Origin of the sequence: Halalkalibacter krulwichiae (assembly GCF_002109385.1) — a bacterium.
Lineage (GTDB): Bacteria > Bacillota > Bacilli > Bacillales > Bacillaceae_D > Halalkalibacter > Halalkalibacter krulwichiae.
Genome location: NZ_CP020814.1, coordinates 4,292,524 through 4,317,101, shown reverse-complemented (window position 1 = coordinate 4,317,101; position 24,578 = coordinate 4,292,524). Strand labels below are relative to the sequence as shown.

The window sequence follows — 24,578 nt, the reverse complement described above, 5'->3', positions numbered from 1 at the left end:
TCTGTTATTTTTACCAAATGAGGGGATACGATGATTGCGTATATTTTGAAAAGACTGCTTTCCACCTTACCGGTCCTGTTTGTCGTGTCGGTTACGATCTTTTTGATTATCCATATTACACCGGGTGATCCAGCAGCGACAATTCTTGGTATGGAAGCTACTCCAGAACAAATTGAACAATTAAATGAAGAGCTTGGTTTTAATCGACCGATTCACGAACAGTATGCTGATTGGGTGGCAGGGCTTGTCCGAGGAGATTTAGGCGATTCTCTCTTTATGAGAAAGCCGGTGACCGAAGCAATCGCTGAACATATTAGACCAACATTATCATTGGCTATATTGGCTCAAGTGATTTCACTCGTGTTAGCAATCCCGTTTGGAATTATTGCGGCGTATCGCCGTGGTACATTTGTCGATACAACATTAATGAGTGTTTCATTGTTAGGGATGGCGATTCCTAGTTTTCTATTAGGGTTAATTTTAATGCTTGTTGTTGGCGTTTGGCTTCAATGGTTACCGGTTGCTGGTTATGTGCCGATCTCTAGTGGCTTTGTTGAACATATGAAACATTTAATTTTGCCTGCCATATCTCTTGGTGCGATACAGGCGGCGCTGATTACACGTATGACTCGCTCTTCAATGTTGGATATTCTTAATTTGAATTATATTAAGACGGCAAGGTCGAAGGGATTGAGAGAGGCGAATGTATTAGTAAAGCATGCCTTTCGTAATGCCTTTTTGCCCATTTTGACGGTCATTGGGCAGACATTTGGGACGCTTGTGACAGGGGCAGTAGTCGTGGAAACGATCTTCAACATTCCAGGACTTGGACAGTTGATCATTAATTCAATCAGCCGAAGAGACTATATCGTGATTCAAGGTGTCGTCTTAATGGTAACCGTTCTCTATGTCTTTATTAACTTAATTATTGATTTACTATATGGTCTGGTGGACCCTCGTGTTCGCTTGGATCAAAAGCAGTGAGGTGTCGACATGAGTGCTGAATCCAGTAAGAAGATCCAACAATTGGCTGAAAGGTATAAAAAAGAACAGAGAGAGGTAACTTGGCGTAAATTCAAATCGAATAAAGCGCTACTCTTTGGCGGAATCGTTTTTAGTCTGCTAGCTTTTATGGCGATCTTTGGTCCACTGCTTTCCAATGTCGATCCATATGAAATGAAAGTAACCGATCGACTTGTTGGTCCAAGCAGTGAACATTGGTTTGGAACGGATGAATTTGGAAGGGACCTCTTTACACGAATGCTCTATGGAGCTCGAGTGTCATTGATGGTTGGACTTGCTGTTGCGGCGATCTCTTCTGTTCTTGGTTTATTGATTGGCCTATATGCTAGTTATTATAAAACGCTTGATCATATCTTGATGCGCGTTTGTGATGGGCTTATTGCCATTCCAGGAATTCTTTTAGCGATTGCTTTAATGGCGGCGCTTAAGCCTTCTGCTACGAATGTCATTATCGCATTGGTCGTTGTGTTTACCCCGCATATTGCTAGAGTCGTGAGATCTTCGGCACTTGTCATAAAGGAGCAGCCCTATATTGAGGCGATGCACGCACAAGGCGCAGGAAATACCCGAATTATCATGTTTCATATTCTCCCTAATGTTTTGTCACCTTTATTAGTTCAAGCGACTTTCGTTTTTGCGGAAGCGATTATTTCTGAAGCTGCTCTTAGTTTCCTAGGGCGGGTGTGCCAGCGCCAGAACCGAGCTGGGGAAACATTTTGCAAGCCGGAAAATTGGTGATTTATAAGGCTTGGTGGATGATTGTCGTACCAGGAAGCTTCATCGTTATGGCAGTTCTCTCATTGAATTTACTAGGAGATGGGCTTCGTGACTTTTTAGACCCACGGACAAAGAATATACCAACACGAAGAAGACGGCGTTTGAAAAAGCAGCATGGAGGTCAGTAAGATGTCATTACTTAAAGTCGATCATTTAAAGACACATTTTTATACAGATCGTGGCAAAATAACGGCCGTTAGGGATGTCAGCTTCTCAGTCGATGAAGGTGAGATCATCGGGATTGTTGGAGAATCTGGCTGCGGAAAAAGTGTGATGGCCCAATCACTCATCCGTTTACTTGAACATACAGATCCGATTGAATTAGAAGGAGAAGTGTTTCTTGAAGGTCGTGACCTCCTTCGTTTACCGTTAAAAGAGATGAGGAACATTCGAGGAAATGATATTTCAATGATTTTCCAAGATCCTTTAACCTCATTGAACCCTGTCTACACAATTGGTGATCAAATTATTGAAGTGTTGCGTGTTCATCAGAAGCTATCAAAGAAAGAAGCAAGAATAAAAGCAATTGAGCTTTTGAAGTTAACGGGGATCCCTGCTGCTGCGCAGCGCGTTGATGAATATCCGCATCAACTTTCCGGTGGAATGCAGCAACGAGTCATGATTGCGATTGCGCTAGCTTGCCGCCCTAAATTACTTATTGCAGATGAGCCGACAACGGCGTTAGATGTAACAATTCAGGCGCAAATTCTTGAACTGATTAAAGACTTAAATCAAGAGTTTGGCATGAGCGTTTTGTTTATCACTCATGATCTTGGAGTTGTCGCTAGTCTTTGTACAAATGTAAAAGTGATGTATTTAGGTCAAGTCGTTGAGGAGTCTCCAACAGATCAATTATTTAAGCAACCGCTCCATCCTTATACACAAATGCTATTAAAATCAACACCGAAAATGGATGGAGATCGTCACGCGCCACTTCATGTTATTAAAGGAACGGTTCCCTCTTTAACGAACATTCCAAAAGGGTGCAGTTTTTCAACTCGTTGTCCTTATGCAACAAACTTGTGCAAAGAAGAAGAACCACCGACAATTCCAGTCGATGGTGGACAAAGTGTGAAGTGTTGGCTATATGATGAAGAGAAGGGGGGATGGCACCGTGACTGAGGTGACAAAACCCTTACTTGAAGTGAAGAACCTAACGAAGCATTTCCCTCTTTATGGTCCTTTCGGTAAGCTAGGCGGAATTAAGCAAAATGTACAAGCTGTTCAGGATGTGTCCCTTCGTTTATATGAAGGTGAAACGTATGGGCTTGTCGGCGAATCAGGTTCCGGCAAGAGTACGACAGGGAGAACGATTCTCGGTTTAACGGAAGCTACAAGTGGTGAGGTCCTTTACGAAGGGAAAGATCTGACCAAATGGTCGAAAAAAGAGATGCGAAAGCTACGCAAAGATTTACAAATGGTTTTTCAAGATCCGTACTCTTCGTTAAACCCAAGAAAGAAAGTTGGACAAATTTTAGAAGAACCGTTGAAAATACATGGTTGGGCTAACAAACAACAAAGACAGGAACGAGCTCTTGAAATTCTTGAGTTAGTTGGACTGCAAGCAGAACATTACTTTCGCTATCCCCATGAATTTTCTGGAGGACAACGCCAAAGACTTGGAATTGCTAGAGCCATTATTATGAACCCAAAGGTCGTCATTTGCGATGAGCCCGTCTCAGCACTTGATGTTTCGATCCAGTCACAAGTATTAAACATTTTAAAAACGTTGCAAAAAGACATGAAACTAACGATGTTGTTTATTACGCACGATATTAGTGTAGTAAGGTACATCTCCAATCGGATCGGCCTCATGTATTTAGGAAGAATTGTCGAAGAGGCGCCAACAGATGACTTGTTTGAAGAACCGCTTCATCCTTATACAAAGGCGTTGTTCTCAGCTGTTCCTGATGGAACGAAAAAAGAGAGAATTGTGTTAAAAGGTGAGATTCCCTCTCCTTTACAACCCCCATCCGGCTGTGTCTTCCACACAAGATGTCCATTTGCAATAGAACGCTGCCAGAAAGAAGTACCGGCATTTAGAGAGATAAGAAAAGACCACCGAGTGGCCTGTCACCTAGTAGAAGAGGAGGAATTAGATTGGTTCAATTAAAGTGGAAAAATGGCGAAAATGAAATTGCCAATGGAGCAGGAGTTCAGATCATTGGAAGCAAAGCACCAGACCAGAACGGCCTCTCTCCTAAGGAAATGATTGAAGGTGCACTAGCTTTGTGCATTTCAATTTCACTAGAAAAAGTCCTTGAAAGAGATGGGATCGAGCTAGATTTAAATGACTTTACAATAGATGCTACGGCGAAAAAAGAAGACGGCGTTACGAATCGCTTTACACATTTTGATGTGCGTGTCACTCTGCCTCAAGGGTTAGAAGAAGCCTATCAAAAGAAGCTTTTCACCATTGTCGAACGTGCATGCACAATTAGCAACACCTTTGCCCACGAAGCTGAGATAACAATTAGTGTCGAATAATTGATTCAAGGTTGTCTAAAGGTGGATAACGCCTTTAAGACAACCTTTCTTTATCGTATAGCTTGCTTTTTATATTTCCTATTTGACGTACCGTTACTAATAGAGGAGGAAATTAATGGAACGAACACTAGTAAAAACAGCTATTTATTCATTTATTCTTTCCTTTTCGATGCTGCTGCTGTTCATTGACCGAGTCCAAACGGTACAAGATGCAACAGGAGCGTACTCAGGTGTTGCAAGGACTTATCCAGACTATTTCTTAATGCTCGTAAGGTCTTCGATTGCGATTACGTTGTGTGTGGTTATAGTTGTATTTTTGGTGAAGTGGTGGAAGGGGAAGAAGATAGAGTAAGAGGGTTTTGAATAAAACGAATGGACGTATGAAGCACTCACTCTTGGAAGCAATGCCTTTTGGTGTTGCTTTTTCTTATTTTTTGAATAATAAAACCATTATTATCAAAAATAACAAAGAATCACTACTAGATAGGAGATGACTCAATGAAAGCAAGTTTGTTTAAGTTGATGATGGTTGTGACTTTATTGTTTAGTGTGCAGCTTGCAGATGCCGTTCATGCCAATGGACCAGATTCAGGTGAAGCAGAGCAGCAGTTTTGGTGGAAAAAAGATAAGAAAGAGGATCCAAAAGAAGATTTTCCTGATTTACGAGGCGGTCCAGAAAATCCAGAGAGAGAGCGTCAGCAGCCTGTTGATATGAACTTGTTGCAGCAGCTATACCCAGATACGTTCATCCAGCAAGGTCCGACGACACAAAATCGAATCGCTCTAACCTTTGATGATGGACCTGATTCACGTTATACCGAAGATGTTCTAAATGTATTAAATGAGTACAATGTACCAGCGACATTTTTCTTAATGGGATCTCGTGCAATTGCTTACCCTGAAATTGTAGAGCGTATAAACAATGAAGGCCATGTGATCGGAAATCATACATACTTCCATCCTAACTTGGTCAAAGAAGGGGACATTCCGACGCTTGAGCGCGAAGTGACAAGAACAGAAGACGTGTTGAATGATATTGTCGGCTATCGAACAAGTTTGTTTAGACCCCCTTATGGATTTTTGTATAATGAATTAGTCGAAAAGCTTGCAGACATGCAGTATTTAGTCATCGGTTGGTCTGTCGATTCATTAGATTGGCAGGAAGATCCACCTGAAGTAATTGCCTCTACTGTTATTGATAACGTTGGACCAGGTGCCATCATTCTTATGCATGATGGAGCCGATTGGGATGGAGACCGAACAAATACAATTGAATCGCTACGCCAAATCATTCCAACGCTGCAGGCGCAAGGATATGAGTTTGTTACGGTACCAGAATTGTTGAATGTACCATTTGCGAAATAAGAGAGAGCCGACAGCTTTGTGCTGTCGGTTTTTTGAGGATTCTTAAAATAGACGCCCGAAGGAAGATAATAGTCTCCGCATTTTTCATATCTATTTGTAAAAGCTACAAGAATACAGTCATTTCACTAATAAGTGAGGAATTCGTATGAATAACTTTAAGCCAACCAATGAGGAACGCCGATTTAAAGCTCATGTAAGTATATTTGGAACGACCCAATTACATTTGCGAAATCCCTTTATTATTGCCTGGTGGTCTGCGGCATTTCCGGGATTTGGACACTTACTTTTATCTAAATACCTCAGAGGATATACGTTATTTCTTTGGGAGATTCTTATAAATGTCATGACTAAGCTAAATCTTGCAATGGTTTATTCCTTTACAGGCAATTTTGAGATGGCGAAAGAAGTTGTTGAACCTAGATGGTTTCTTCTATACATACCCGTCTATTTATTTGCCATCTGGGATAGTTATCGTACTGCTGTAGATTTAAACAAGGTATTCCTATTAGCAGAACGAGAAAATGCTGATTTTAATTCATACTCAATAGGCGCTTTTGAAATCAATTATTTAGATAAAAGGAGACCTTCTATGGCGGTGTTATGGTCACTCTTCATGCCAGGCATGGGGCAGCTTTATATACATAGGGTGGCGACGGGGACCTTTTCTTTAATATGGATGATTGTCTTTGTTTATTTTTCAAACGTGCTTATAGCTATTCATTTACTATTTTTAGGAGACATCCCTCAAGCTACGCAAGTATTAAACCCGCAGTGGTTGCTATTTATCCCTTCGCTTTATGGTTTTGCAATTTATGATTCTTATGTGAACACGGTTGAAAACAATAAGCTTTTTGAAAGTGAACAAAGAAAATTTTTGAGTGAAAACTACCAACAGTACCGTGTGAAAATTCCTAGTAAACAATGAGGTGATCGTTTTTGCAAATCTTTTCAACGTATGAGCATTCATGTTATTTAGAGCTAGCTATTACAGCTCTCGAACAGATAGGAATTGGAAAGGCTCAGATCCTCGCTGTTCCTCTAAACAATCGAGTGGAGGAAAGAAGATTATTTGATACATTACACCGAGCAGATGGGATTAGCTTATTTGATAAGGGTGCAGCGATAGGCACAGCTTTTTCTGTTATTGGGGGAAGTGTCGGTTTTATTTTAGAGTGGGGTCCAATTTTATGGGCTTTAATTGGAGCAGCTAGTGGGTTTATTCTAGGATTTCTAATTGATTATTTCATTATTAAGGTTATCCGTAAAAAGAAGAGACAAATCAAGGGTAAGAAATCTGAAGTCGTTTTAGTAATCAATTGTACGAAAAATCAAGTCGAAAAAGTGGAGAAAATCCTCTGGGAAAACCTTGCTCTTGGAGTGGCGAAAGTGGAAGGTTAACACTATAAATATGCGTTAAGTCTAATAAGAGTAGCAAGGTTAAGGAGTACGTTAAATGACACAAAAAGAAACTCGAACAAGGGCTTAAAACGAGTACTCTTTAGAAATAAGAATTCCGTGGGCGCTTCTAAAATTTGAAAGATTCATGAAACCGTAGAAATTAAGCGTGTGCTAAAGTGGGCACGCGCCTTTTCCTTTCAAGGAAACATTAGGAATAAGAACAAGATTAGAATACAAATACTATGAACAGCGATTTCAATTCAAGGAGGAAAACGATGTACAAGCTTGGCTCATTCATTCTTGTTCTCCTTATGTTTATGCTCGTTCTGACAGGTTGCTGGGATCGACGAGAGATTAATGAATTGTCATTAGTGACAGGTCTTGCGTTGGAACAGAGTGATGATGAGGAGGCCTTCAGTTTAACGATTGAAGTACTGAATGCAAGCGAAATGGATCCAGACTTGGCCGAGGGGCTTACGCCGACGATTACTTATCAATTAAAAGGCTTAACAATGGGGGAGTTATTAACGAAAATGAATCTTGGGATAACTAGAGAATTAGATTTCTCGCATGCGAGAACGTTGATTGTCGATGAAGAGATAGCAAGAGAAGGGATTGCGAAATTCATCCAATTTCTAGAGAAGAGCGGCTATTTCCGCACTGATTTCCAAATTATTGTCGCAAAAGGCGTGAAAGCATCACAGATCATTACGACGACATATCCGATCCCAAAAGTACCATCGTTAAAAATATTCGAACAACTTATGACAATTCGAGATACTTGGGGAGGTTTCCCGCAATCAGACTTAAACCAGTTTGTCTATGATCTCACACAAACTGGACGAGAACCTGTCGTGGGAGCTTTAACGATCAGGGGCGATGCGACAAAAGGCAAGAATATTGATGATAACCGTGAACTAGATCTACCGGCTATTATTGAATATGACGGAATTGCAGTATTCGAAAAAGATCGAATGATTGGTTACTTATCCCCAGAAGAAGCTAGAAGTTACATGTGGACTCAAGATGTAACAGAAACAGCTGTCACAGTTCCATGCGGAGAAGGGTATTTTTCTATACAAGTGTACAATGCATACACGACAATTGACACAAAATTCAACAATGGTTTGCCAGAAGTGACGGTCGACCTTATTGTCGAAGGAGACATTTATGATAATCAATGTCCAAATCCTTTAGATGATTATAATACGTATTTTAATTATGAGGATATACTGGCAAAACACATTGAAGAGAAAATCGTTGCGACCGTAACGACTGTTCAAGAAAAGTTTGGGGTTGATATTTTTGGATTCGGTGAACATTTTAATAAACAGCATCACAAAGAATATAAGAAATATGAGAATCAGTGGAATGAGAAATTTAAGCAATTGAATGTAACAGCAAATGTAGAAGCTAACCTGAGAAGAGACGGGATGAGAACGAAGAGTTTTTTAACAAGTAAGAGAAAAGAATAAGTAGAATTTCCTCTTGCGATAAAAAAGTGAGGGGATTTTATATTGGAAAGAAAGATGTGAATGGGAAAAGGAGAAGGGATGTTCGAGAGAGGGGTTCTAAGGGAGAAATTTCGAGGGAAAAGGAGAAGGGATGTCCAAGAGAGAGGATCTAAGGGACAAGTATTGAGGAAAAAGGGGAAGGAGTGTCCGAGAGAGGGGTTCTAAGGGACAAGTATTGAGGAAAAAGGAGAAGGAGTGTCCGAGAGAGAGGATCTAAGGGACAAATATTGAGGAAAAAGGGGAAGGAGTGTCCGAGAGAGAGGATCTAAGGGACAAATATTGAGGAAGAAGGAGAAGGAGTGTCCGAGAGAGGGGTTCTAAGGGACAAATTTCGAGGGAAAAGGAGAAGGGATGTCCAAGAGAGAGGATCTAAGGGACAGATATTGAGGAAGAAGGAGAAGGAGTGTCCGAGAGAGGGGTTCTAAGGGACAAGTATTGAGTAAAAAGGGGACGGAGTGTCCGAGAGAGAGGATCTAAGGGACAGATATTGAGGAAGAAGGAGAAGGAGTGTCCGTCCGAGAGAGAGGATCTAAGGGACAAATATTGAGGAAAAAGGGGAAGGAGTGTCCGAGAGAAAAGATAAAGGACACTCTCCCAAGAAAACAAGGGGATCTCATTAAGTACAATGAGAGTACTATTCATAATAGGCCCACCGGTGTACCCCGACTATCGTAAAGTTTTTTTCTAATATTCTTTTGATCCTTTTTTTAGAATCGACTACTTTACACCAGTCATGAATAATAGAGGTAGTGATTTTTTGGTTGGGGAATAGAAGCTTAAATTCTTTTATATTTCGCATGACGGCAGTGGCAACCACTTCTTCGTAGCCACATTGCTTACAGATACAGAGGTTGCCTGCAACGGTGTTGGAAAGCGAGGAACATTTGGCGCAGGTGATTCCTTTTCGTAGTTGGTCATAATTATAAGGGGGGACAAGTGTAAATGGGGATTCTTTTATGTGTAATGACATAAGGTGGTTAGCTAGAATCTTGTGTTTTTCATTTAACTTTGAAGGGATAGATTTCATTTTTTTAAGTACTGATTCAACCTGAGTTGGGAAAATAAATGGTAGGTTACGCGGTGCTTGATATAACGTGAATTCGGGGTTAATAAAAATAACACTAGCGTAAATTGGTAGGTGGTACCCAAGATCGTAGAGTAACTGGCGCATAAGAGATTCGCTTCTATTTAATTGATTAAGTGGATTACTTATTTCGTTATTGGGGGTCTTGTATAGTCTTTCTGATTCGTAATAATAATCACCTTCATAATTTTTCACTTCAAACATGTAAATAGAATCTTGAAAGATGATTAGGGAGTCGACTTGGAAGGTGGTGTTATGTTTTTTTAGGAGCAAATCATTTAGGATCAAGCATTCGCAAGAAATCTTTTCTAGCATTGCGTCAAAGTGTTTCTCGCCTTCATATCCCTTTTTCAAGTTGTAGTAGTGTTGCCTTTCGTTTTTAGCCAAACTCATTCGCGTATTTAATGATTTTAGGGTAAGTAATTGAGGTGGTTCGTTACGTGGTTTATAAGGGCATGGTTATCATCCTTTCTTTTTGTTTCTTCCAATCTTATTATACATCTACAATATAAAATATACTAACGCCCGGTCCCTTCACCGAGCGTTATATCCAATTATTCCGCTGTCAAATAAACCTCTCCTAAAACGTCCTTCATTTGATAGCGGGTCGTTGATAGCTCCTTCTTGATAAAAGCATCGATGTCTTGTTGCTCGATGTCATACATCACTTCAATTTCTTTTGAGAACAGGAGTTTTTCTTCTTTTAACCAGTTTGCAAGAGTAGGTTGTAAGTCCGGTTGGAGCTCTTCCTTTTCTAGCAATTGTTTAAGTGCAGCAACATAGGTTTGGAGTGGACGTGCGCCGACAACTTTGACTCCTTTGTTTTCTTCATTAACCAAAATGACGGTTGGGAAACCGCGAACACCAAGGTTAGCAGCAAGTTCGAAGTCTTCATTAAGTAATTGCTGTCCACTTGACTGTTCGGCTTTTTTCACAATTGCCTCTCCATTTAGGTTGAGTTGGTTAACTATATTTATAAGAACAGAAGCGTTAGCGATATTTTGATTAAAGGCAAACAAAGCTTCACGGATTCTGCGTAAAAAGACGTTAGCTAAAGTGGGGTCTTGCTTTTGAATGACTTTAAAGACGAGAGAAGGAGGATAGGAAGAGTGGACGGGGTTGTCATACCAAAGGGTCCCGTCAATCGGCATTCTGCTCTGTTCTCCAACTTCTCTCCAGTGACCAGCTACATCAGATGGTTTAGCTATGCCGTTTGCTGTGTCACCAAAGCCGTCCCATTTTTCTAATAGTCCACCCATTACCGTATGGACTTTCACGTAATTGCTATATTGCTGTTCAAATCGACGGAGAACGGGTTCAAGCGCCCAGCAATGGGAACAGATTGGGTCTGTTACATAGTAGAGATCAATCTTTTTCTTTGATTGATTGAAATCAATGATTTCCATTTCACCATCTTCAGTTGTCCCGCACACACCTGTTTCTAGGTCGCACATCATGTTTTGATTAGACATCGTAAGGTTCTCTCCTTTTATTGCCTTGATTTTGTTGTACAATTACATGATAAGACATATGAAAGAAGACGGATACCAACCATTTTGGCAATATATCGTATAGACAACACTTTAAGCAAAATGTTGAAAAAGTAGGAGGGACAAATGAGGTGACTGACTCGAAAGTGGATCCGCGCATTATTCGGACACGTAAATTAATTATGGATTCTTTTATTGAGCTTTCTAGCAAAAAGGAATTCAAGGACATTACGATCAAAGATATTACCACGGAGGCGATGATCAACCGCGCGACGTTCTATTATCATTTTGAAGATAAATACGACTTATTGGAAAACGTTCTATCAGACGTGTTATTCATAAAGTTCGACCTGCATGCCTTGGAACAGGGGGAGCTGAACGAAGACGCATTTGTCAGCATTTTCGAGGCGATTACCGACTTTCAAAATTCGCTATCTACCCGTTGTCACCGAGGCTATGAGGAGACGATCGCTCGAATTATCAGGGAGCAACTGGAAGTGATTTTTTACAAAATGTTAGTGAAGCGTCATGCAACCGATCAAGACCCAGCCTTAAAAATTGGGGCAACCATGTTAAGCTGGGGAATGTACGGCGCTTCACTTGAATGGCGAAGAGACGCTAGTGTCCCTCCCGATCAATTTATTAAATTGGTCATTCCGGCGATAATGCAGGGGGTTGATTTTGGTTCGGACAACGAAAACGGTGCTTAATAAAGAAACAAGAAGGTGTGTCAGAAGACATCCCTCTTGTTTCTATTTCAAAGTGCTGTTATACACCAACCCTTGGTTGATTTCAATAATCTTAAGATGATCTGTTGTCTTCACAAAAATCGATTTGTATTTCGTTTGACCTTTGCTATCAACAAATAAAAGGACCCGTTTTCCTACGTTATCCGTTACTACCTCTACTTGTAGGTCATAAGCGTTCTCTAATTCGAGTAGCTTTTCTTGTTCGGGGTAAGAAGATACATAATTAGAATCAGCTGAGTTTTGTGGCTTTTTCTTTGCCGCTTCTAGTTCAACGATTTCCCCTGTAACAGCATCAATCGTGACTTTTGCGTCGCCACCTTCTACGTTTAGTTCAAATTCGAAGTGAGCATTCTCTTCATTAAACTTCATTTCGGTTACCTCGCCACCTGTTAACGCTATGGCAATGTCCGTTGCTTCTTCTCTAGTTAGGACAGTCTCTGAATCTTGAACAAGTGTTTCACCGCTATTCTTTATACTAGCTCCTGCTAATGTTGCACCAGCTACCAGCAATCCTGTAACTAAAATCAATTGCAATTTCTTATTCATGTCACCCCTCCTCATCCATTCACTGAGTATACACGCACCGTTTTAAAAGGGAAATAAGAGAAAGATTAGAATTTGATGAGAATAGAAGGTTTTAACGCATTGCTAAGAAATTTTACCAACACGTTTTTAACTATTATTCCGAAGGTTTCAACTGCAGCCCGAACCTCGTGATTTCAACCTCGTAACTTACGTTTACCTTTGCCTTTTGAAACTGAGAAGGCCAGTCGTATTGCTCGTACTGCGGCCATGTGACGAACATGCTTCGGACCGTAAGATTCCACTGAAATGGCTCATCTTTATATTTTCGTTTCATCAAGGAGATGAGGTCAGTTGATTTACTTTGTAATTGCTTTTCAATTGCGGCTTTCAACAATTTTCGGTTCTCGCTGTTTTCAACATAATCAATTCGACTAGGGATTCCTAGAACTTCTATTGTTATCGGCACTTTCACGGTAACAGTTGGTTGGTTCTTGCCTTGCTCGATCTCAATCGACGTTGGCTTTGTTTTTAGCATTCTTGTTTTAACCCGATGCTGTTTGCTAAGCGGGTCTTCAAAAGAGGCAATCATGTTATCTGATTTTGTATTGGGGCGAAGAAGAAGGGAGTGCCGCGTTTCTTCTCCGTTGATCGCACCAATCATTACGCCATTTCGAAAAACTGCAGAACCAATCATTTGCGTTGGATTTCCGCCTTCGATCGCTACTTCGCCCGCGACATATTCATCTTCGTTCCGATAAGCTCGATCAAATTCGCTAGCGGTTGCGTAGTTTGCCAGGAATAGGCCGGCTCCTTCATCCATTCGCTCGAAAAAGCGATTAACCGTCGCTTCTGGCATCAAGCCCGTTTGTTTCCACCGAGCAAGCATCAACTCGAAAAATTTATGTGGCCGTCTTTCAAGCTGAGGCTGGTTATTGCGAATAAACTCCGATGCCTTTTCCTTTGAGACGACAATGTTCATATTGCGCCGCAGCTGTCGTTCACGGAGAATGAACTGCATATAATCGGGGAACGTAGGCGATGATGCCAATTGCTCACTGACGACAATGGTTTTAATATGAGAGAAATGAATGTCTTTTGTGACTTTAATATTTGCTAAATCTCTTGCCGTTAAGAAGTCAGGAGCATGAAGGGTAATGATTTCCGATGGTTGAACATCTTCTGTACCGCCTCCGCTAAGCAAGGCACCTTCAAGCGGGTTGGCAATTTGAAATGTAACAGCAAGAAGATCATCTTCTCCTTGGTCAAGTCCGATAACTACCGGAAAAGCGAATTCTCCTAGTTCCTTCTTATCCCAGCACCCACTCAACACAAAGAGGCAAGAGAGAAGTAACAATGATAGCGTCCAAACCCTCATACGCGCTCCTCCTTTTTCGACCGCCCTACAACCCAAATTAATAACGGGATACCAAGTAGCAAGTACCAGTTCAATTGATACAACCAGTTCTCGCGTAGAAAAAGAAGAATATCAATGTTCGATTCCGGTACTAAACCAATCGCGACAATTAATGCTGTGAACACAAACAGATGAAAGTTTTGTTTTTTAGGACGAATGACAAACGAATAAATCGCAAAGGTAACAAATAAATAAATCGCTAGACGAACGATCATCGCAATTGCCCAAAATCCTAAAAATAAAGATTCAGTGTTTCCGAAAATCGGTCCTAAATCCACACTTCTCGTTAAAAGTTGAAATGGGTATGCAGTATGTTCAACTGAAGGGTAATTGTACATCGCAATATAGACAGCGAAAAAAATAACGAGCGCAAATAATGAAACGCAAAATCCTACGATTGTTGCTTTTCTTACTGCCTGATAAGACCGGATAAAAGGCGCCAGTATAAATAGGAGAAAGAGTTCTGCAAAAAGAAAACTGTGCTTCGTCCCTTCAATGAGCAGTTGCCTCATGCCAGACCCGGTGAATGGCAACAAGTTCGCCCACGTTAAATCGCCCCAAACAAATAGCAGTAAAATCGCAAAGGAGATCAGCAAATAAGGTAATACGAGCCATGCTGAACGACTGACCCCTTCTAATCCCCGGGTGACGATCAAGAAAACAGCGAGCATAATGACCGCATATAGAAAAGTAGGCGGGGTTTGAGGAAAATACAAACTCCCAACAATATCTACAAAGTTCCTGCTGTAAATAATCGTTGTTGCAAGAAAGAACAGCAAAAGCACGAAACATAGAACAAAGCCGACGTACTTGCCGGTTAAAAAATAAATTAAATCAAGCAGCCCTTTTTGCGGATATTTTTGCTGGACTGCCGCTAGCAATAAAAGCGGAATGACGATGATGAAACTTGAGATAATAGGTACCATCCAAGTGGCCGTCATGCTGTAAGGAAAAAGCACAGAAGGAGTCAGGTCTGAAATTTTCAATCCGATTGTTAATGAAATGAGCGCGGTTGCTTCTCTCATTCCAATTTTTTGTTCAAGTGAAATCATGAATTTGCCCCTCCTTCTGGTTTCTTTCCTCTAACAGGTTGCTTGCCACTAATGTTCATCGGGCGTACCCATTGTTTCCACTGCGCGCGACGGAAAATTAAATCACTGGACGAACGGTTGTAAGGAGCAAGCGGTGAAATAAAAGGAACACCGAAAGATTTGACCGTTGACATATAACTAATGCTCATTGCGACACCTAGAGCAATTCCTAAGAACCCTAACACAGCTGCAAGTGCAATAAAGCCAAAGCGTGCAATCCGCACAGCAAAGTTGAAGCTATTCGTTGGAATTGCGTAGGAAGCTAAGCTTGCAATACCAACAACTGAAATGATGACAGGGCTAAGCAAACCAGCGGTAATCGTTGCATAACTGACGATAAAAGCAGCGACAATTGCCACAACAGGTCCGACCTTACTCGGCATCCGCGTTCCTGCCTCACGAATCACATCAAACATAATCTCCACAAGAACCAGCTCTAACACAGCTGGCAGTGGCACGTTCCCGCGATTGGAACTAATCGTTAGTAGAAGGTCAGTTGGAATCATCTCGACGTGATAATTCGTCGTGGCTAAATAAACAGCCGGAGCAAATAGCGCCATGAAAAAAGCGAGTAACCGAATGATGCGAATCAAATTTCCAAAGGCAAAACGTTGATACTGATCTTCTGCCGTTTGGAAAAACGACCAAAATGTCACAGGAGCAACTAAACAATCAGGAGAGTTATCCATTATCAGTACTATATGACCTTCATCTAAGAAAGCAGCAGCGCGATCCGGACGTTCTGTAAGCAAAACGGTTGGCACAAGTGAATAAGGATTGTCCTCGATATACTGTTCTAAAATAGATAAGTTGGCAATGTAGTCTGCCTCAATAGACTGAAGATGTTTTTTTACTTCCTGAACAAGTGCTGGTTCAACAAGGTCACTGACATACATGAGAGAAACATCAGTCGTTGATCCGTCTCCAATCGTAATCGTTTCCGTTAATAGATGTTGATTTTTAATCGTACGACGAATTAAAGATCGATTCACATCGCTTGATTCAAGAAAAGCTTCTTTTGGGCCTTTCAATACGGCTTCAATTTCAGGCTGGCCGACCGTACGGTGAGCAAACGCCATTGTTGGAAGTACGATGGCCTCAAGGTTGCCCTCGATGATAAGGACGGTATGGCCATTTAAGATTTTATGTATAAGAATATTCAAATTGGTATGAAACTGAGGAGGCTTCGTTAATTGGTTTTGTAAAACTGTCAGAATATGCTCCGTATCAATTTGCTCGTTCGCTGTAAGCAGTGGGTTGAATACTTGCTCTTGTATCTCGTCTTCTTTCACCGTTCCTTTTAGATAAAAAAAGGCTGCTTGTTTATTGAGATGTGAAAGAGAAAGCTCTCTAACAACGAAGTCTTCATTATTAGGATAGGAAAATGCAGTCTTCAACCGCTTAACATTGTCATGATAATGAGTTGATAACTTCTCCATTTCTATGCTCATGCTGTTACACACTCCTGTTGTATACTTGGAAAAGAAGCTTTCTAATTGGTGGTTCTAGATAAGAATGACATTATCCGTGTTTTTAATATGGTTGTTGTGACTACTAATTATTCTATCTATGTAAGTTAAAGGAAGTAGGAGGAGCTTGTTGGTGTTAGATATATAGAAGGAAACGGAATTTAGTAACGTAAGATTAAGGTTGAAATCAATCTTAATGGAAGTAGCGGGGACGATTGAAAGTAATTTCAATCACAAAAAGTACCTCTGAAGCCGGTTAAACGAGATTGAAATGAAATAATTAAAAACTTTTTATAAAAAACACTTGTGTGGATATATTAAATGTGGTAAATTATTATTTGTCGCCAAGAGAGCGGCACACACAACGAACGATTAACAAAAACATTTTTAAAAAAGGTGTTGTGTTGAGAAAGAAGTTGTGTTACGATAGTAAACGTCGCTGATGAGAGAGTAACAAGCGGCAAATGAGTTCTTTGAAAACTGAACAAAAGCCAAGCGAAAGAGATACATGATATCTCGTCAATTTTAAGTGATTTCGTAAAATCACAATGAAGTATCGTTAGCGATACGATTTGAGCACAAATCAAACACTTTTATGGAGAGTTTGATCCTGGCTCAGGACGAACGCTGGCGGCGTGCCTAATACATGCAAGTCGAGCGGACTGATTAAGAGCTTGCTCTTATGACGTTAGCGGCGGACGGGTGAGTAACACGTGGGCAACCTGCCCTGTAGACTGGGATAACATCGAGAAATCGGTGCTAATACCGGATAACATCTGAGGCCTCATGGTCTTAGACTAAAAGATGGCTCCGGCTATCACTACAGGATGGGCCCGCGGCGCATTAGCTAGTTGGTAAGGTAATGGCTTACCAAGGCGACGATGCGTAGCCGACCTGAGAGGGTGATCGGCCACACTGGGACTGAGACACGGCCCAGACTCCTACGGGAGGCAGCAGTAGGGAATCTTCCGCAATGGACGAAAGTCTGACGGAGCAACGCCGCGTGAGTGATGAAGGATTTCGGTTCGTAAAGCTCTGTTGTTAGGGAAGAACAAGTATCGTTCGAATAGGGCGGTACCTTGACGGTACCTAACCAGAAAGCCACGGCTAACTACGTGCCAGCAGCCGCGGTAATACGTAGGTGGCAAGCGTTGTCCGGAATTATTGGGCGTAAAGCGCGCGCAGGCGGTCTTTTAAGTCTGATGTGAAAGCCCACGGCTCAACCGTGGAGGGTCATTGGAAACTGGGAGACTTGAGTACAGAAGAGGAGAGTGGAATTCCACGTGTAGCGGTGAAATGCGTAGATATGTGGAGGAACACCAGTGGCGAAGGCGACTCTCTGGTCTGTAACTGACGCTGAGGCGCGAAAGCGTGGGGAGCAAACAGGATTAGATACCCTGGTAGTCCACGCCGTAAACGATGAGTGCTAGGTGTTAGGGGTTTCGATGCCCTTAGTGCCGAAGTTAACACATTAAGCACTCCGCCTGGGGAGTACGACCGCAAGGTTGAAACTCAAAGGAATTGACGGGGGCCCGCACAAGCAGTGGAGCATGTGGTTTAATTCGAAGCAACGCGAAGAACCTTACCAGGTCTTGACATCCTTTGACCACCCTAGAGATAGGGCTTTCCCCTTCGGGGACAAAGTGACAGGTGGTGCATGGTTGTCGTCAGCTCGTGTCGTGAGATGTTGGGTTAAGTCCCGCAACGAGCGCAACCCTTGATCTTAGTTGCCAGCATTTAGTTGGGCACTCTAAGGTGACTGCCGGTGACAAACCGGAGGAAGGTGGGGATGACGTCAAATCATCATGCCCCTTATGACCTGGGCTACACACGTGCTACAATGGATGGTACAAAGAGCAGCAAAACCGCGAGGTCGAGCCAATCTCATAAAGCCATTCTCAGTTCGGATTGTAGGCTGCAACTCGCCTACATGAAGCCGGAATTGCTAGTAATCGCGGATCAGCATGCCGCGGTGAATACGTTCCCGGGCCTTGTACACACCGCCCGTCACACCACGAGAGTTTGTAACACCCGAAGTCGGTGGAGTAACCCTTTTGGGAGCTAGCCGCCTAAGGTGGGACAGATGATTGGGGTGAAGTCGTAACAAGGTAGCCGTATCGGAAGGTGCGGCTGGATCACCTCCTTTCTATGGAGTAATACTCTAGTCGATGTATGGTTTTAGAACCATATAACGCTTTGGTCTTTTGTTCAGTTTTGAAGGAACTCCCTTCAATTAATAGAAACTAACTTTGTAAGAAAAAAGTTAGTGACTGTGGTTCTTTGAAAACTAGATAATGCAATAGAAACAATGTTAGTTTTATCGGTATCTTATTTATAAGAGAAGATCAAACGAGCATGTCAAGAATTCAAAAACGACTTTTTCAAAATAGATCGTTTTTGGCAAAGAGCTTCGAGTAGTTCGAGGAAGCGAGTGGTCGAAAGAATGGAACGTACACCCGTACGTGACATGACTGAGATCCACGAAGCTGACGAAGAAATGCGAAGAAGATCTGCAGCCAAAATGGTTAAGTTAGAAAGGGCGCACGGTGGATGCCTTGGCACTAGGAGCCTAAGAAGGACGCGACGAACGGCGAAACGCCTCGGGGAGCTGTAAGTAAGCTTTGATCCGAGGATATCCGAATGGGGGAACCCACCATCCGTAATGGGATGGTACCCATACCTGAATACATAGGGTATGAGGAGGCAGACCTGGGGAACTGAAACATCTAAGTACCCAGAGGAAGAGAAAGCAAATGCGATTTCCCAAGTAGCGGCGAGCGAAACGGAAACAGCCCAAACCAAGAGGCTTGCCTCTTGGGGTTGTAGGACGTCTCATACGGAGTTACAAAAGACGAGCATAGGTGAAGCGATCTGGAAAGATCCGCAGTATAAGGTAACAGCCCTGTAGCCGAAATGCCCGTCTCTCCGAGACGTATCCTGAGTACGGCGGGACACGTGAAACCCCGTCGGAATCCGGGAGGACCATCTCCCAAGGCTAAATACTCCCTAGTGACCGATAGTGAACCAGTACCGTGAGGGAAAGGTGAAAAGCACCCCGGAAGGGGAGTGAAAGAGATCCTGAAACCGTGTGCCTACAACTAGTTGGAGCCCATTTACGGGTGACAGCGTGCCTTTTGTAGAATGAACCGGCGAGTTACGATCCCGTGCAAGGTTAAGCTGAATAGGCGGAGCCGCAGCGAAAGCGAGTCTGAATAGGGCGCATTAGTACGTGGTCGTAGACCCGAAACCGTGTGATCTACCCATGTCCAGGGTGAAGTTCAGGTAACACTGAATGGAGGCCCGAACCCACGCACGTTGAAAAGTGCGGGGATGAGGTGTGGGTAGGGGTGAAATGCCAATCGAACTCGGAAATAGCTGGTTCTCCCCGAAATAGCTTTAGGGCTAGCCTCGAGGGAAGAGTATTGGAGGTAGAGCACTGATTGGACTAGGGGTCCCCACAGGATTACCGAATTCAGTCAAACTCCGAATGCCAAATACTTATCCTCGGGAGTCAGACTGCGAGTGCTAAGATCCGTAGTCAAGAGGGAAACAGCCCAGACCATCAGCTAAGGTCCCAAAGTATACGTTAAGTGGAAAAGGATGTGGAGTTGCCCAGACAACCAGGATGTTGGCTTAGAAGCAGCCACCATTTAAAGAGTGCGTAATAGCTCACTGGTCGAGTGACTCTGCGCCGAAAATGTACCGGGGCTAAACGTATCACCGAAGCTATGGATTGACACCTTCTGGTGTCAGTGGTAGGGGAGCGTTCTAAGTGCAGCGAAGTCAGACCGAGAGGACTGGTGGAGCGCTTAGAAGTGAGAATGCCGGTATGAGTAGCGAGTGAGGGGTGAGAATCCCCTCCGTCGAAAGCCCAAGGTTTCCTGAGGAAGGCTCGTCCGCTCAGGGTCAGTCGGGACCTAAGCCGAGGCCGAAAGGCGTAGGCGATGGACAACAGGTTGAAATTCCTGTACCACCTCCTCACCGTTTGAGCAATGGGGGGACGCAGAAAGGTAGGGTAAGCGCGCTGATGGATATGCGCGTCCAAGCAGTTAGGCTGGAAAGTAGGCAAATCCGCTTTCCATAAAGGCTGAGCTGTGATGGCGAGGGAAATATTAGTACCGAAGTTCCTGATCCTACACTGCCTAGAAAAGCCTCTAGCGAGGTGAGAGGTGCCCGTACCGCAAACCGACACAGGTAGGCGAGAAGAGAATTCTAAGACGCTCGGGAGAACTCTCGTTAAGGAACTCGGCAAAATGACCCCGTAACTTTGGGAGAAGGGGTGCTCTATTAGGGTGCAAGCCCGAGAGAGCCGCAGTGAAAAGATCCAAGCGACTGTTTAGCAAAAACACAGGTCTCTGCGAAGCCGCAAGGCGAAGTATAGGGGCTGACACCTGCCCGGTGCTGGAAGGTTAAGAGGAGGGGTTATCCTTTGGGAGAAGCTCTGAATTGAAGCCCCAGTAAACGGCGGCCGTAACTATAACGGTCCTAAGGTAGCGAAATTCCTTGTCGGGTAAGTTCCGACCCGCACGAATGGTGTAACGATTTGGATACTGTCTCAACGAGAGACCCGGTGAAATTATAGTACCTGTGAAGATGCAGGTTACCCGCGACAGGACGGAAAGACCCCATGGAGCTTTACTGTAGCTTGATATTGGATGTTGGTACAGTTTGTACAGGATAGGTAGGAGCCTTGGAAGCGTGAGCGCCAGCTTACGTGGAGGCGTCGGTGGGATACTACCCTGACTGTGCTGACATTCTAACCTCGAGCCGTGATCCGGTTCAGGGACAGTGTCAGGTGGGCAGTTTGACTGGGGCGGTCGCCTCCTAAACAGTAACGGAGGCGCCCAAAGGTTCCCTCAGAATGGTTGGAAATCATTCGTAGAGTGCAAAGGCAAAAGGGAGCTTGACTGCGAGACCTACAAGTCGAGCAGGGACGAAAGTCGGGCTTAGTGATCCGGTGGTTCCGCATGGAAGGGCCATCGCTCAACGGATAAAAGCTACCCTGGGGATAACAGGCTTATCTCCCCCAAGAGTCCACATCGACGGGGAGGTTTGGCACCTCGATGTCGGCTCATCGCATCCTGGGGCTGAAGTAGGTCCAAGGGTTGGGCTGTTCGCCCATTAAAGCGGTACGCGAGCTGGGTTCAGAACGTCGTGAGACAGTTCGGTCCCTATCCGTCGCGGGCGTAGGAAATTTGAGAGGAGCTGTCCTTAGTACGAGAGGACCGGGATGGACACACCGCTGGTGTACCAGTTGTTCCGCCAGGAGCATAGCTGGGTAGCTACGTGTGGACGGGATAAGTGCTGAAAGCATCTAAGCATGAAGCCCCCTCAAGATGAGATTTCCCATGGAGTTAATCCAGTAAGACCCCTTAGAGATGATGAGGTTGATAGGTCTGGTGTGGAAGCGTGGCGACACGTGGAGCTGACAGATACTAATCGGTCGAGGACTTATCCAATATATTCTTGAGTTTCTATTACGCATTATCTAGTTTTGAGAGAACCATTTCTCTTAAATAAGTCTGGTGGCGATAGCGAAGAGGTCACACCCGTTCCCATGCCGAACACGGTCGTTAAGCTCTTCTGCGCCGATGGTAGTTGGGGGCTTCCCCCTGTGAGAGTAGGACGTTGCCAGGCTTTATATTTGGACTAACCTTGTTAGTCCAAATTTATTTTGTCACTTGGGGCCTTAGCTCAGCTGGGAGAGCGCCTGCCTTGCACGCAGGAGGTCAGCGGTTCGATCCCGCTAGGCTCCACCATATATAGTAAATTAGATAGTTTGGCGGTGTAGCTCAGCTGGCTAGAGCGTACGGTTCATACCCGTGAGGTCGGGGGTTCGATCCCCTCCGCCGCTACCATAATCATTCGGAGGAATACCCAAGTCCGGCTGAAGGGATCGGTCTTGAAAACCGACAGGCGGGTTAAACCGCGCGGGGGTTCGAATCCCTCTTCCTCCGCCATATTTTTTAAATGGACAAGTTTTTACTATTGGGCTATCGCCAAGCGGTAAGGCAACGGATTTTGATTCCGTCATGCGTTGGTTCGAATCCAGCTAGCCCAGCCATTTTGCGGAAGTAGTTCAGTGGTAGAACACCACCTTGCCAAGGTGGGGGTCGCGAGTTCGAATCTCGTCTTCCGCTCCATATTGTTTGTTTCCTGTGCCGGGGTGGTGGAATTGGCAGACACACAGGACTTAAAATCCTGCGGTAGGTGACTACCGTGCCGGTTCAAGTCCGGCCCTCGGCACCATATATATTTAGCGCCCTTAGCTCAGCTGGATAGAGTGTTTGACTACGAATCAAAAGGTCGGGAGTTCGAATCTCTCAGGGCGCGCCATTTACGGGAAGTGGCTCAGCTTGGTAGAGCACCTGGTTTGGGACCAGGGGGTCGCAGGTTCAAATCCTGTCTTCCCGACCATGAAATCTAAATATGCGGGTGTAGTTTAGTGGTAAAACCTCAGCCTTCCAAGCTGATGTCGTGAGTTCGATTCTCATCACCCGCTCCAATGAATATGGGCCTATAGCTCAGCTGGTTAGAGCGCACGCCTGATAAGCGTGAGGTCGGTGGTTCGAGTCCACTTAGGCCCACCATATTCCACAGTAGCTCAGTGGTAGAGCAATCGGCTGTTAACCGATCGGTCGTAGGTTCGAGTCCTACCTGTGGAGCCATTTTCCTGGCCCGTTGGTCAAGCGGTTAAGACACCGCCCTTTCACGGCGGTAACACGGGTTCGAATCCCGTACGGGTCACCATAATATGTTGGAGGATTAGCTCAGCTGGGAGAGCACCTGCCTTACAAGCAGGGGGTCGGCGGTTCGATCCCGTCATCCTCCACCATAGAATTTTTAGGAAACACATCATTCGATTACTTTATAACGACGCGGGGTGGAGCAGTCTGGTAGCTCGTCGGGCTCATAACCCGAAGGTCGGTGGTTCAAATCCGCCTCCCGCAATACCATTTTGGTCCGGTAGTTCAGTTGGTTAGAATGCCTGCCTGTCACGCAGGAGGTCGCGGGTTCGAGTCCCGTCCGGACCGCCATTTTTTATATTTAGGCTCAGTAGCTCAGTTGGTAGAGCAATGGACTGAAAATCCATGTGTCGGCGGTTCGATTCCGTCCTGAGCCACCATTTTTTGTAGTGAGCCGAATAAACTTACGAGCGTAACATCGTCCGTAAGCTACATGAAATACTTCATCGTAATATCTACGAGCCATTAGCTCAGTTACGAGCGTTACATCCTGAAATACTTCGAGTTGTTCCGACACAGCAGGCTGCGAAGCCGATCTAGTAGAGGAAGGAACAGGGGAGACGACAGAGCGTAACATCGTCCGTAAGCTACATGAAATACTTCATCGTAATATCTACGAGCCATTAGCTCAGTTGGTAGAGCATCTGACTTTTAATCAGAGGGTCGAAGGTTCGAGTCCTTCATGGCTCACCATTTTAGGTATTTTTTAAAAAATACCATTTATACGCGGGTGTGGCGGAATTGGCAGACGCGCTAGACTTAGGATCTAGTGTCTTATGACGTGGGGGTTCGACTCCCTTCACCCGCATTCCAAAGCAAAGGCTTTTCTAGAAGATGCATTCTTCTAGAAAAGCCTTTTTTGTTTTGTTGTTAATAATTGGAACTTTTTGTGTAACCGTTACGTATAAAAAAGAAAATCTTTCTGACTAAGGAGATGGTTATGAACAATTTCCGGATGAAACGAGTCTTTCTATTGTCTCTGACTTCATTGCTCATCCTCTTCGTTGCTCTTTTCTATATATCACTAAGCGGACCTCTAGAAAAAAGTAGTCTAGCCCAAACAATGTTGATTGAATTGTACAAGAAAGATCCTAAAGTTCAGAGAGACACGGCTAGTGGAACTCTAAAAATGTCACCAGAACAATTTGCTTATGAGACATTGTCCTTTCTAAACAACTATAAGCATTTGCCAATAAGTGCACTAGCCTTCTCAGCTTTTTTACATGTGGTGAGCTTAATTGTTATGAGCAGGAATAAGAATATTTCAGGTAGTTTGTTTATGTGTGCTGCCATTCTATCCTCTTTCCTTATCATTCCAGCACTTTTACAAGTTTACTTAGGATATCTCCTATTAAAAAAAGACACATCACCCATCACAGCGGCTAAGAGTTGATATTCATGATAACTAGTATACTTAGCGGTACGTATTCGAAAAAACGGTCTACA

17 protein-coding genes, 18 tRNA genes, 3 rRNA genes and 1 pseudogene are annotated in these 24,578 nt (G+C 43.7%); 33 read left to right on the top strand and 6 right to left on the bottom strand.

All coding sequences use genetic code 11. The annotated features are described in order from the left end of the window. Positions 1 to 30 precede the first annotated feature (30 nt). From BkAM31D_RS21910 to BkAM31D_RS21865, 10 genes and pseudogenes are all read left to right on the top strand, one after another. Complete coding sequence (locus tag BkAM31D_RS21910; RefSeq protein WP_066154605.1) at positions 31 to 984, top strand: ABC transporter permease; 954 nt, start codon at positions 31 to 33, stop codon at positions 982 to 984. Positions 985 to 993: 9 nt separating this feature from the next. Continuing rightward, a pseudogene (locus BkAM31D_RS21905) lies at positions 994 to 1,928 on the top strand (ABC transporter permease). A 1-nt stretch (position 1,929) separates the two neighbouring features. Then, positions 1,930 to 2,922 carry an ABC transporter ATP-binding protein gene (locus BkAM31D_RS21900; protein ID WP_235820429.1) on the top strand — a complete coding sequence of 331 codons (993 nt, stop codon included), beginning with the start codon at positions 1,930 to 1,932 and terminating at the stop codon, positions 2,920 to 2,922. Next, positions 2,891 to 3,913: an ABC transporter ATP-binding protein gene (locus tag BkAM31D_RS21895; RefSeq protein ID WP_066155315.1), complete on the top strand. Its 1,023-nt coding sequence runs from the start codon at positions 2,891 to 2,893 to the stop codon at positions 3,911 to 3,913. The genes BkAM31D_RS21900 and BkAM31D_RS21895 overlap by 32 nt, the downstream gene beginning before the upstream one ends. Then, a complete protein-coding gene (locus BkAM31D_RS21890) occupies positions 3,901 to 4,287 on the top strand; it encodes an OsmC family protein (protein ID WP_066154597.1) in 387 nt (128 codons plus the stop codon). The genes BkAM31D_RS21895 and BkAM31D_RS21890 overlap by 13 nt, the downstream gene beginning before the upstream one ends. A gap of 115 nt (positions 4,288 to 4,402) precedes the next feature. After that, the gene (locus BkAM31D_RS21885) at positions 4,403 to 4,639 is read left to right on the top strand and encodes a hypothetical protein (RefSeq protein WP_066154594.1); all 237 of its coding nucleotides are present in this window, start codon (positions 4,403 to 4,405) and stop codon (positions 4,637 to 4,639) included. A gap of 146 nt (positions 4,640 to 4,785) precedes the next feature. Further along, a complete protein-coding gene (locus BkAM31D_RS21880; protein ID WP_066154591.1) occupies positions 4,786 to 5,652 on the top strand; it encodes a polysaccharide deacetylase family protein in 867 nt (288 codons plus the stop codon). 145 nt (positions 5,653 to 5,797) lie between these two features. Then, positions 5,798 to 6,577: a hypothetical protein gene (locus BkAM31D_RS21875; RefSeq protein WP_066154588.1), complete on the top strand. Its 780-nt coding sequence runs from the start codon at positions 5,798 to 5,800 to the stop codon at positions 6,575 to 6,577. An 11-nt stretch (positions 6,578 to 6,588) separates the two neighbouring features. After that, the gene (locus BkAM31D_RS21870) at positions 6,589 to 7,050 is read left to right on the top strand and encodes a hypothetical protein (RefSeq protein ID WP_066154585.1); all 462 of its coding nucleotides are present in this window, start codon (positions 6,589 to 6,591) and stop codon (positions 7,048 to 7,050) included. A 275-nt stretch (positions 7,051 to 7,325) separates the two neighbouring features. Beyond that, complete coding sequence (locus BkAM31D_RS21865) at positions 7,326 to 8,525, top strand: Ger(x)C family spore germination protein (protein ID WP_066154582.1); 1,200 nt, start codon at positions 7,326 to 7,328, stop codon at positions 8,523 to 8,525. Between the two features lie 673 nt (positions 8,526 to 9,198). Here BkAM31D_RS21865 and BkAM31D_RS21860 read toward each other — a convergent pair. Further along, positions 9,199 to 10,041 carry a nuclease-related domain-containing protein gene (locus BkAM31D_RS21860; RefSeq protein ID WP_084372196.1) on the bottom strand — a complete coding sequence of 281 codons (843 nt, stop codon included), beginning with the start codon at positions 10,039 to 10,041 and terminating at the stop codon, positions 9,199 to 9,201. 161 nt (positions 10,042 to 10,202) lie between these two features. Next, the gene (locus BkAM31D_RS21855; protein ID WP_066154579.1) at positions 10,203 to 11,120 is read right to left on the bottom strand and encodes a DsbA family protein; all 918 of its coding nucleotides are present in this window, start codon (positions 11,118 to 11,120) and stop codon (positions 10,203 to 10,205) included. Between the two features lie 149 nt (positions 11,121 to 11,269). On the opposite strand from BkAM31D_RS21855, the gene BkAM31D_RS21850 reads away from it, so the two are divergent. After that, a complete protein-coding gene (locus tag BkAM31D_RS21850) occupies positions 11,270 to 11,848 on the top strand; it encodes a TetR/AcrR family transcriptional regulator (protein ID WP_066154576.1) in 579 nt (192 codons plus the stop codon). Between the two features lie 42 nt (positions 11,849 to 11,890). On the opposite strand, the gene BkAM31D_RS21845 is transcribed toward BkAM31D_RS21850, so the two are convergent. From BkAM31D_RS21845 to BkAM31D_RS21830, 4 genes are all read right to left on the bottom strand, one after another. Continuing rightward, the gene (locus tag BkAM31D_RS21845; RefSeq protein ID WP_066154573.1) at positions 11,891 to 12,433 is read right to left on the bottom strand and encodes a PepSY domain-containing protein; all 543 of its coding nucleotides are present in this window, start codon (positions 12,431 to 12,433) and stop codon (positions 11,891 to 11,893) included. 133 nt (positions 12,434 to 12,566) lie between these two features. Further along, positions 12,567 to 13,787, bottom strand: a complete 1,221-nt coding sequence (locus tag BkAM31D_RS21840) for a Ger(x)C family spore germination protein (RefSeq protein WP_066154569.1) — start codon at positions 13,785 to 13,787, stop codon at positions 12,567 to 12,569. Further along, entirely contained in the window at positions 13,784 to 14,878 is a 1,095-nt protein-coding gene (locus BkAM31D_RS21835; protein WP_066154567.1) for a GerAB/ArcD/ProY family transporter, read from the bottom strand. The genes BkAM31D_RS21840 and BkAM31D_RS21835 overlap by 4 nt, the downstream gene beginning before the upstream one ends. Beyond that, positions 14,875 to 16,368: a spore germination protein gene (locus BkAM31D_RS21830; protein WP_066154566.1), complete on the bottom strand. Its 1,494-nt coding sequence runs from the start codon at positions 16,366 to 16,368 to the stop codon at positions 14,875 to 14,877. Before BkAM31D_RS21830 ends, BkAM31D_RS21835 begins: the two co-directional genes overlap by 4 nt. A gap of 610 nt (positions 16,369 to 16,978) precedes the next feature. On the opposite strand from BkAM31D_RS21830, the gene BkAM31D_RS21825 reads away from it, so the two are divergent. The 22 genes from BkAM31D_RS21825 to BkAM31D_RS21720 all read left to right on the top strand — a co-directional run bounded on the left by BkAM31D_RS21825 (position 16,979) and on the right by BkAM31D_RS21720 (position 24,525). Further along, positions 16,979 to 18,532 (top strand): 16S ribosomal RNA (locus tag BkAM31D_RS21825). 377 nt (positions 18,533 to 18,909) lie between these two features. Beyond that, positions 18,910 to 21,845, top strand: a 23S ribosomal RNA gene (locus BkAM31D_RS21820). Between the two features lie 62 nt (positions 21,846 to 21,907). Then, a 5S ribosomal RNA gene (rrf, locus tag BkAM31D_RS21815) occupies positions 21,908 to 22,023 on the top strand. Together the 16S, 23S and 5S rRNA genes with 18 tRNA genes alongside form the textbook arrangement of a ribosomal RNA operon. A 46-nt stretch (positions 22,024 to 22,069) precedes the next feature. Beyond that, positions 22,070 to 22,145, top strand: a tRNA-Ala gene (locus BkAM31D_RS21810). A 22-nt stretch (positions 22,146 to 22,167) separates the two neighbouring features. Beyond that, positions 22,168 to 22,244 (top strand) — tRNA-Met (locus BkAM31D_RS21805). A 9-nt stretch (positions 22,245 to 22,253) separates the two neighbouring features. Next, positions 22,254 to 22,346, top strand: a tRNA-Ser gene (locus BkAM31D_RS21800). A 29-nt stretch (positions 22,347 to 22,375) separates the two neighbouring features. Continuing rightward, positions 22,376 to 22,450 (top strand) — tRNA-Gln (locus tag BkAM31D_RS21795). A gap of 4 nt (positions 22,451 to 22,454) precedes the next feature. Then, positions 22,455 to 22,529 (top strand) — tRNA-Gly (locus tag BkAM31D_RS21790). A gap of 17 nt (positions 22,530 to 22,546) precedes the next feature. After that, a tRNA-Leu gene (locus tag BkAM31D_RS21785) sits at positions 22,547 to 22,635 on the top strand. Between the two features lie 10 nt (positions 22,636 to 22,645). After that, positions 22,646 to 22,722 (top strand) — tRNA-Arg (locus BkAM31D_RS21780). Positions 22,723 to 22,726: 4 nt separating this feature from the next. Next, positions 22,727 to 22,803 (top strand) — tRNA-Pro (locus tag BkAM31D_RS21775). Positions 22,804 to 22,817: 14 nt separating this feature from the next. Next, positions 22,818 to 22,891, top strand: a tRNA-Gly gene (locus BkAM31D_RS21770). 8 nt (positions 22,892 to 22,899) lie between these two features. Then, a tRNA-Ile gene (locus BkAM31D_RS21765) sits at positions 22,900 to 22,976 on the top strand. 3 nt (positions 22,977 to 22,979) lie between these two features. After that, positions 22,980 to 23,054 (top strand) — tRNA-Asn (locus tag BkAM31D_RS21760). Positions 23,055 to 23,061: 7 nt separating this feature from the next. Beyond that, positions 23,062 to 23,136: transfer RNA gene (locus BkAM31D_RS21755), tRNA-Glu, on the top strand. Between the two features lie 9 nt (positions 23,137 to 23,145). Beyond that, a tRNA-Val gene (locus tag BkAM31D_RS21750) sits at positions 23,146 to 23,221 on the top strand. Between the two features lie 42 nt (positions 23,222 to 23,263). Next, positions 23,264 to 23,337, top strand: a tRNA-Met gene (locus tag BkAM31D_RS21745). A gap of 9 nt (positions 23,338 to 23,346) precedes the next feature. Next, a tRNA-Asp gene (locus BkAM31D_RS21740) sits at positions 23,347 to 23,423 on the top strand. Between the two features lie 13 nt (positions 23,424 to 23,436). Continuing rightward, positions 23,437 to 23,512 (top strand) — tRNA-Phe (locus BkAM31D_RS21735). Between the two features lie 237 nt (positions 23,513 to 23,749). Continuing rightward, positions 23,750 to 23,825: transfer RNA gene (locus BkAM31D_RS21730), tRNA-Lys, on the top strand. A 33-nt stretch (positions 23,826 to 23,858) separates the two neighbouring features. Beyond that, a tRNA-Leu gene (locus BkAM31D_RS21725) sits at positions 23,859 to 23,940 on the top strand. A gap of 132 nt (positions 23,941 to 24,072) precedes the next feature. Beyond that, positions 24,073 to 24,525: a DUF4064 domain-containing protein gene (locus BkAM31D_RS21720; RefSeq protein ID WP_066158679.1), complete on the top strand. Its 453-nt coding sequence runs from the start codon at positions 24,073 to 24,075 to the stop codon at positions 24,523 to 24,525. Positions 24,526 to 24,578 lie beyond the last annotated feature (53 nt).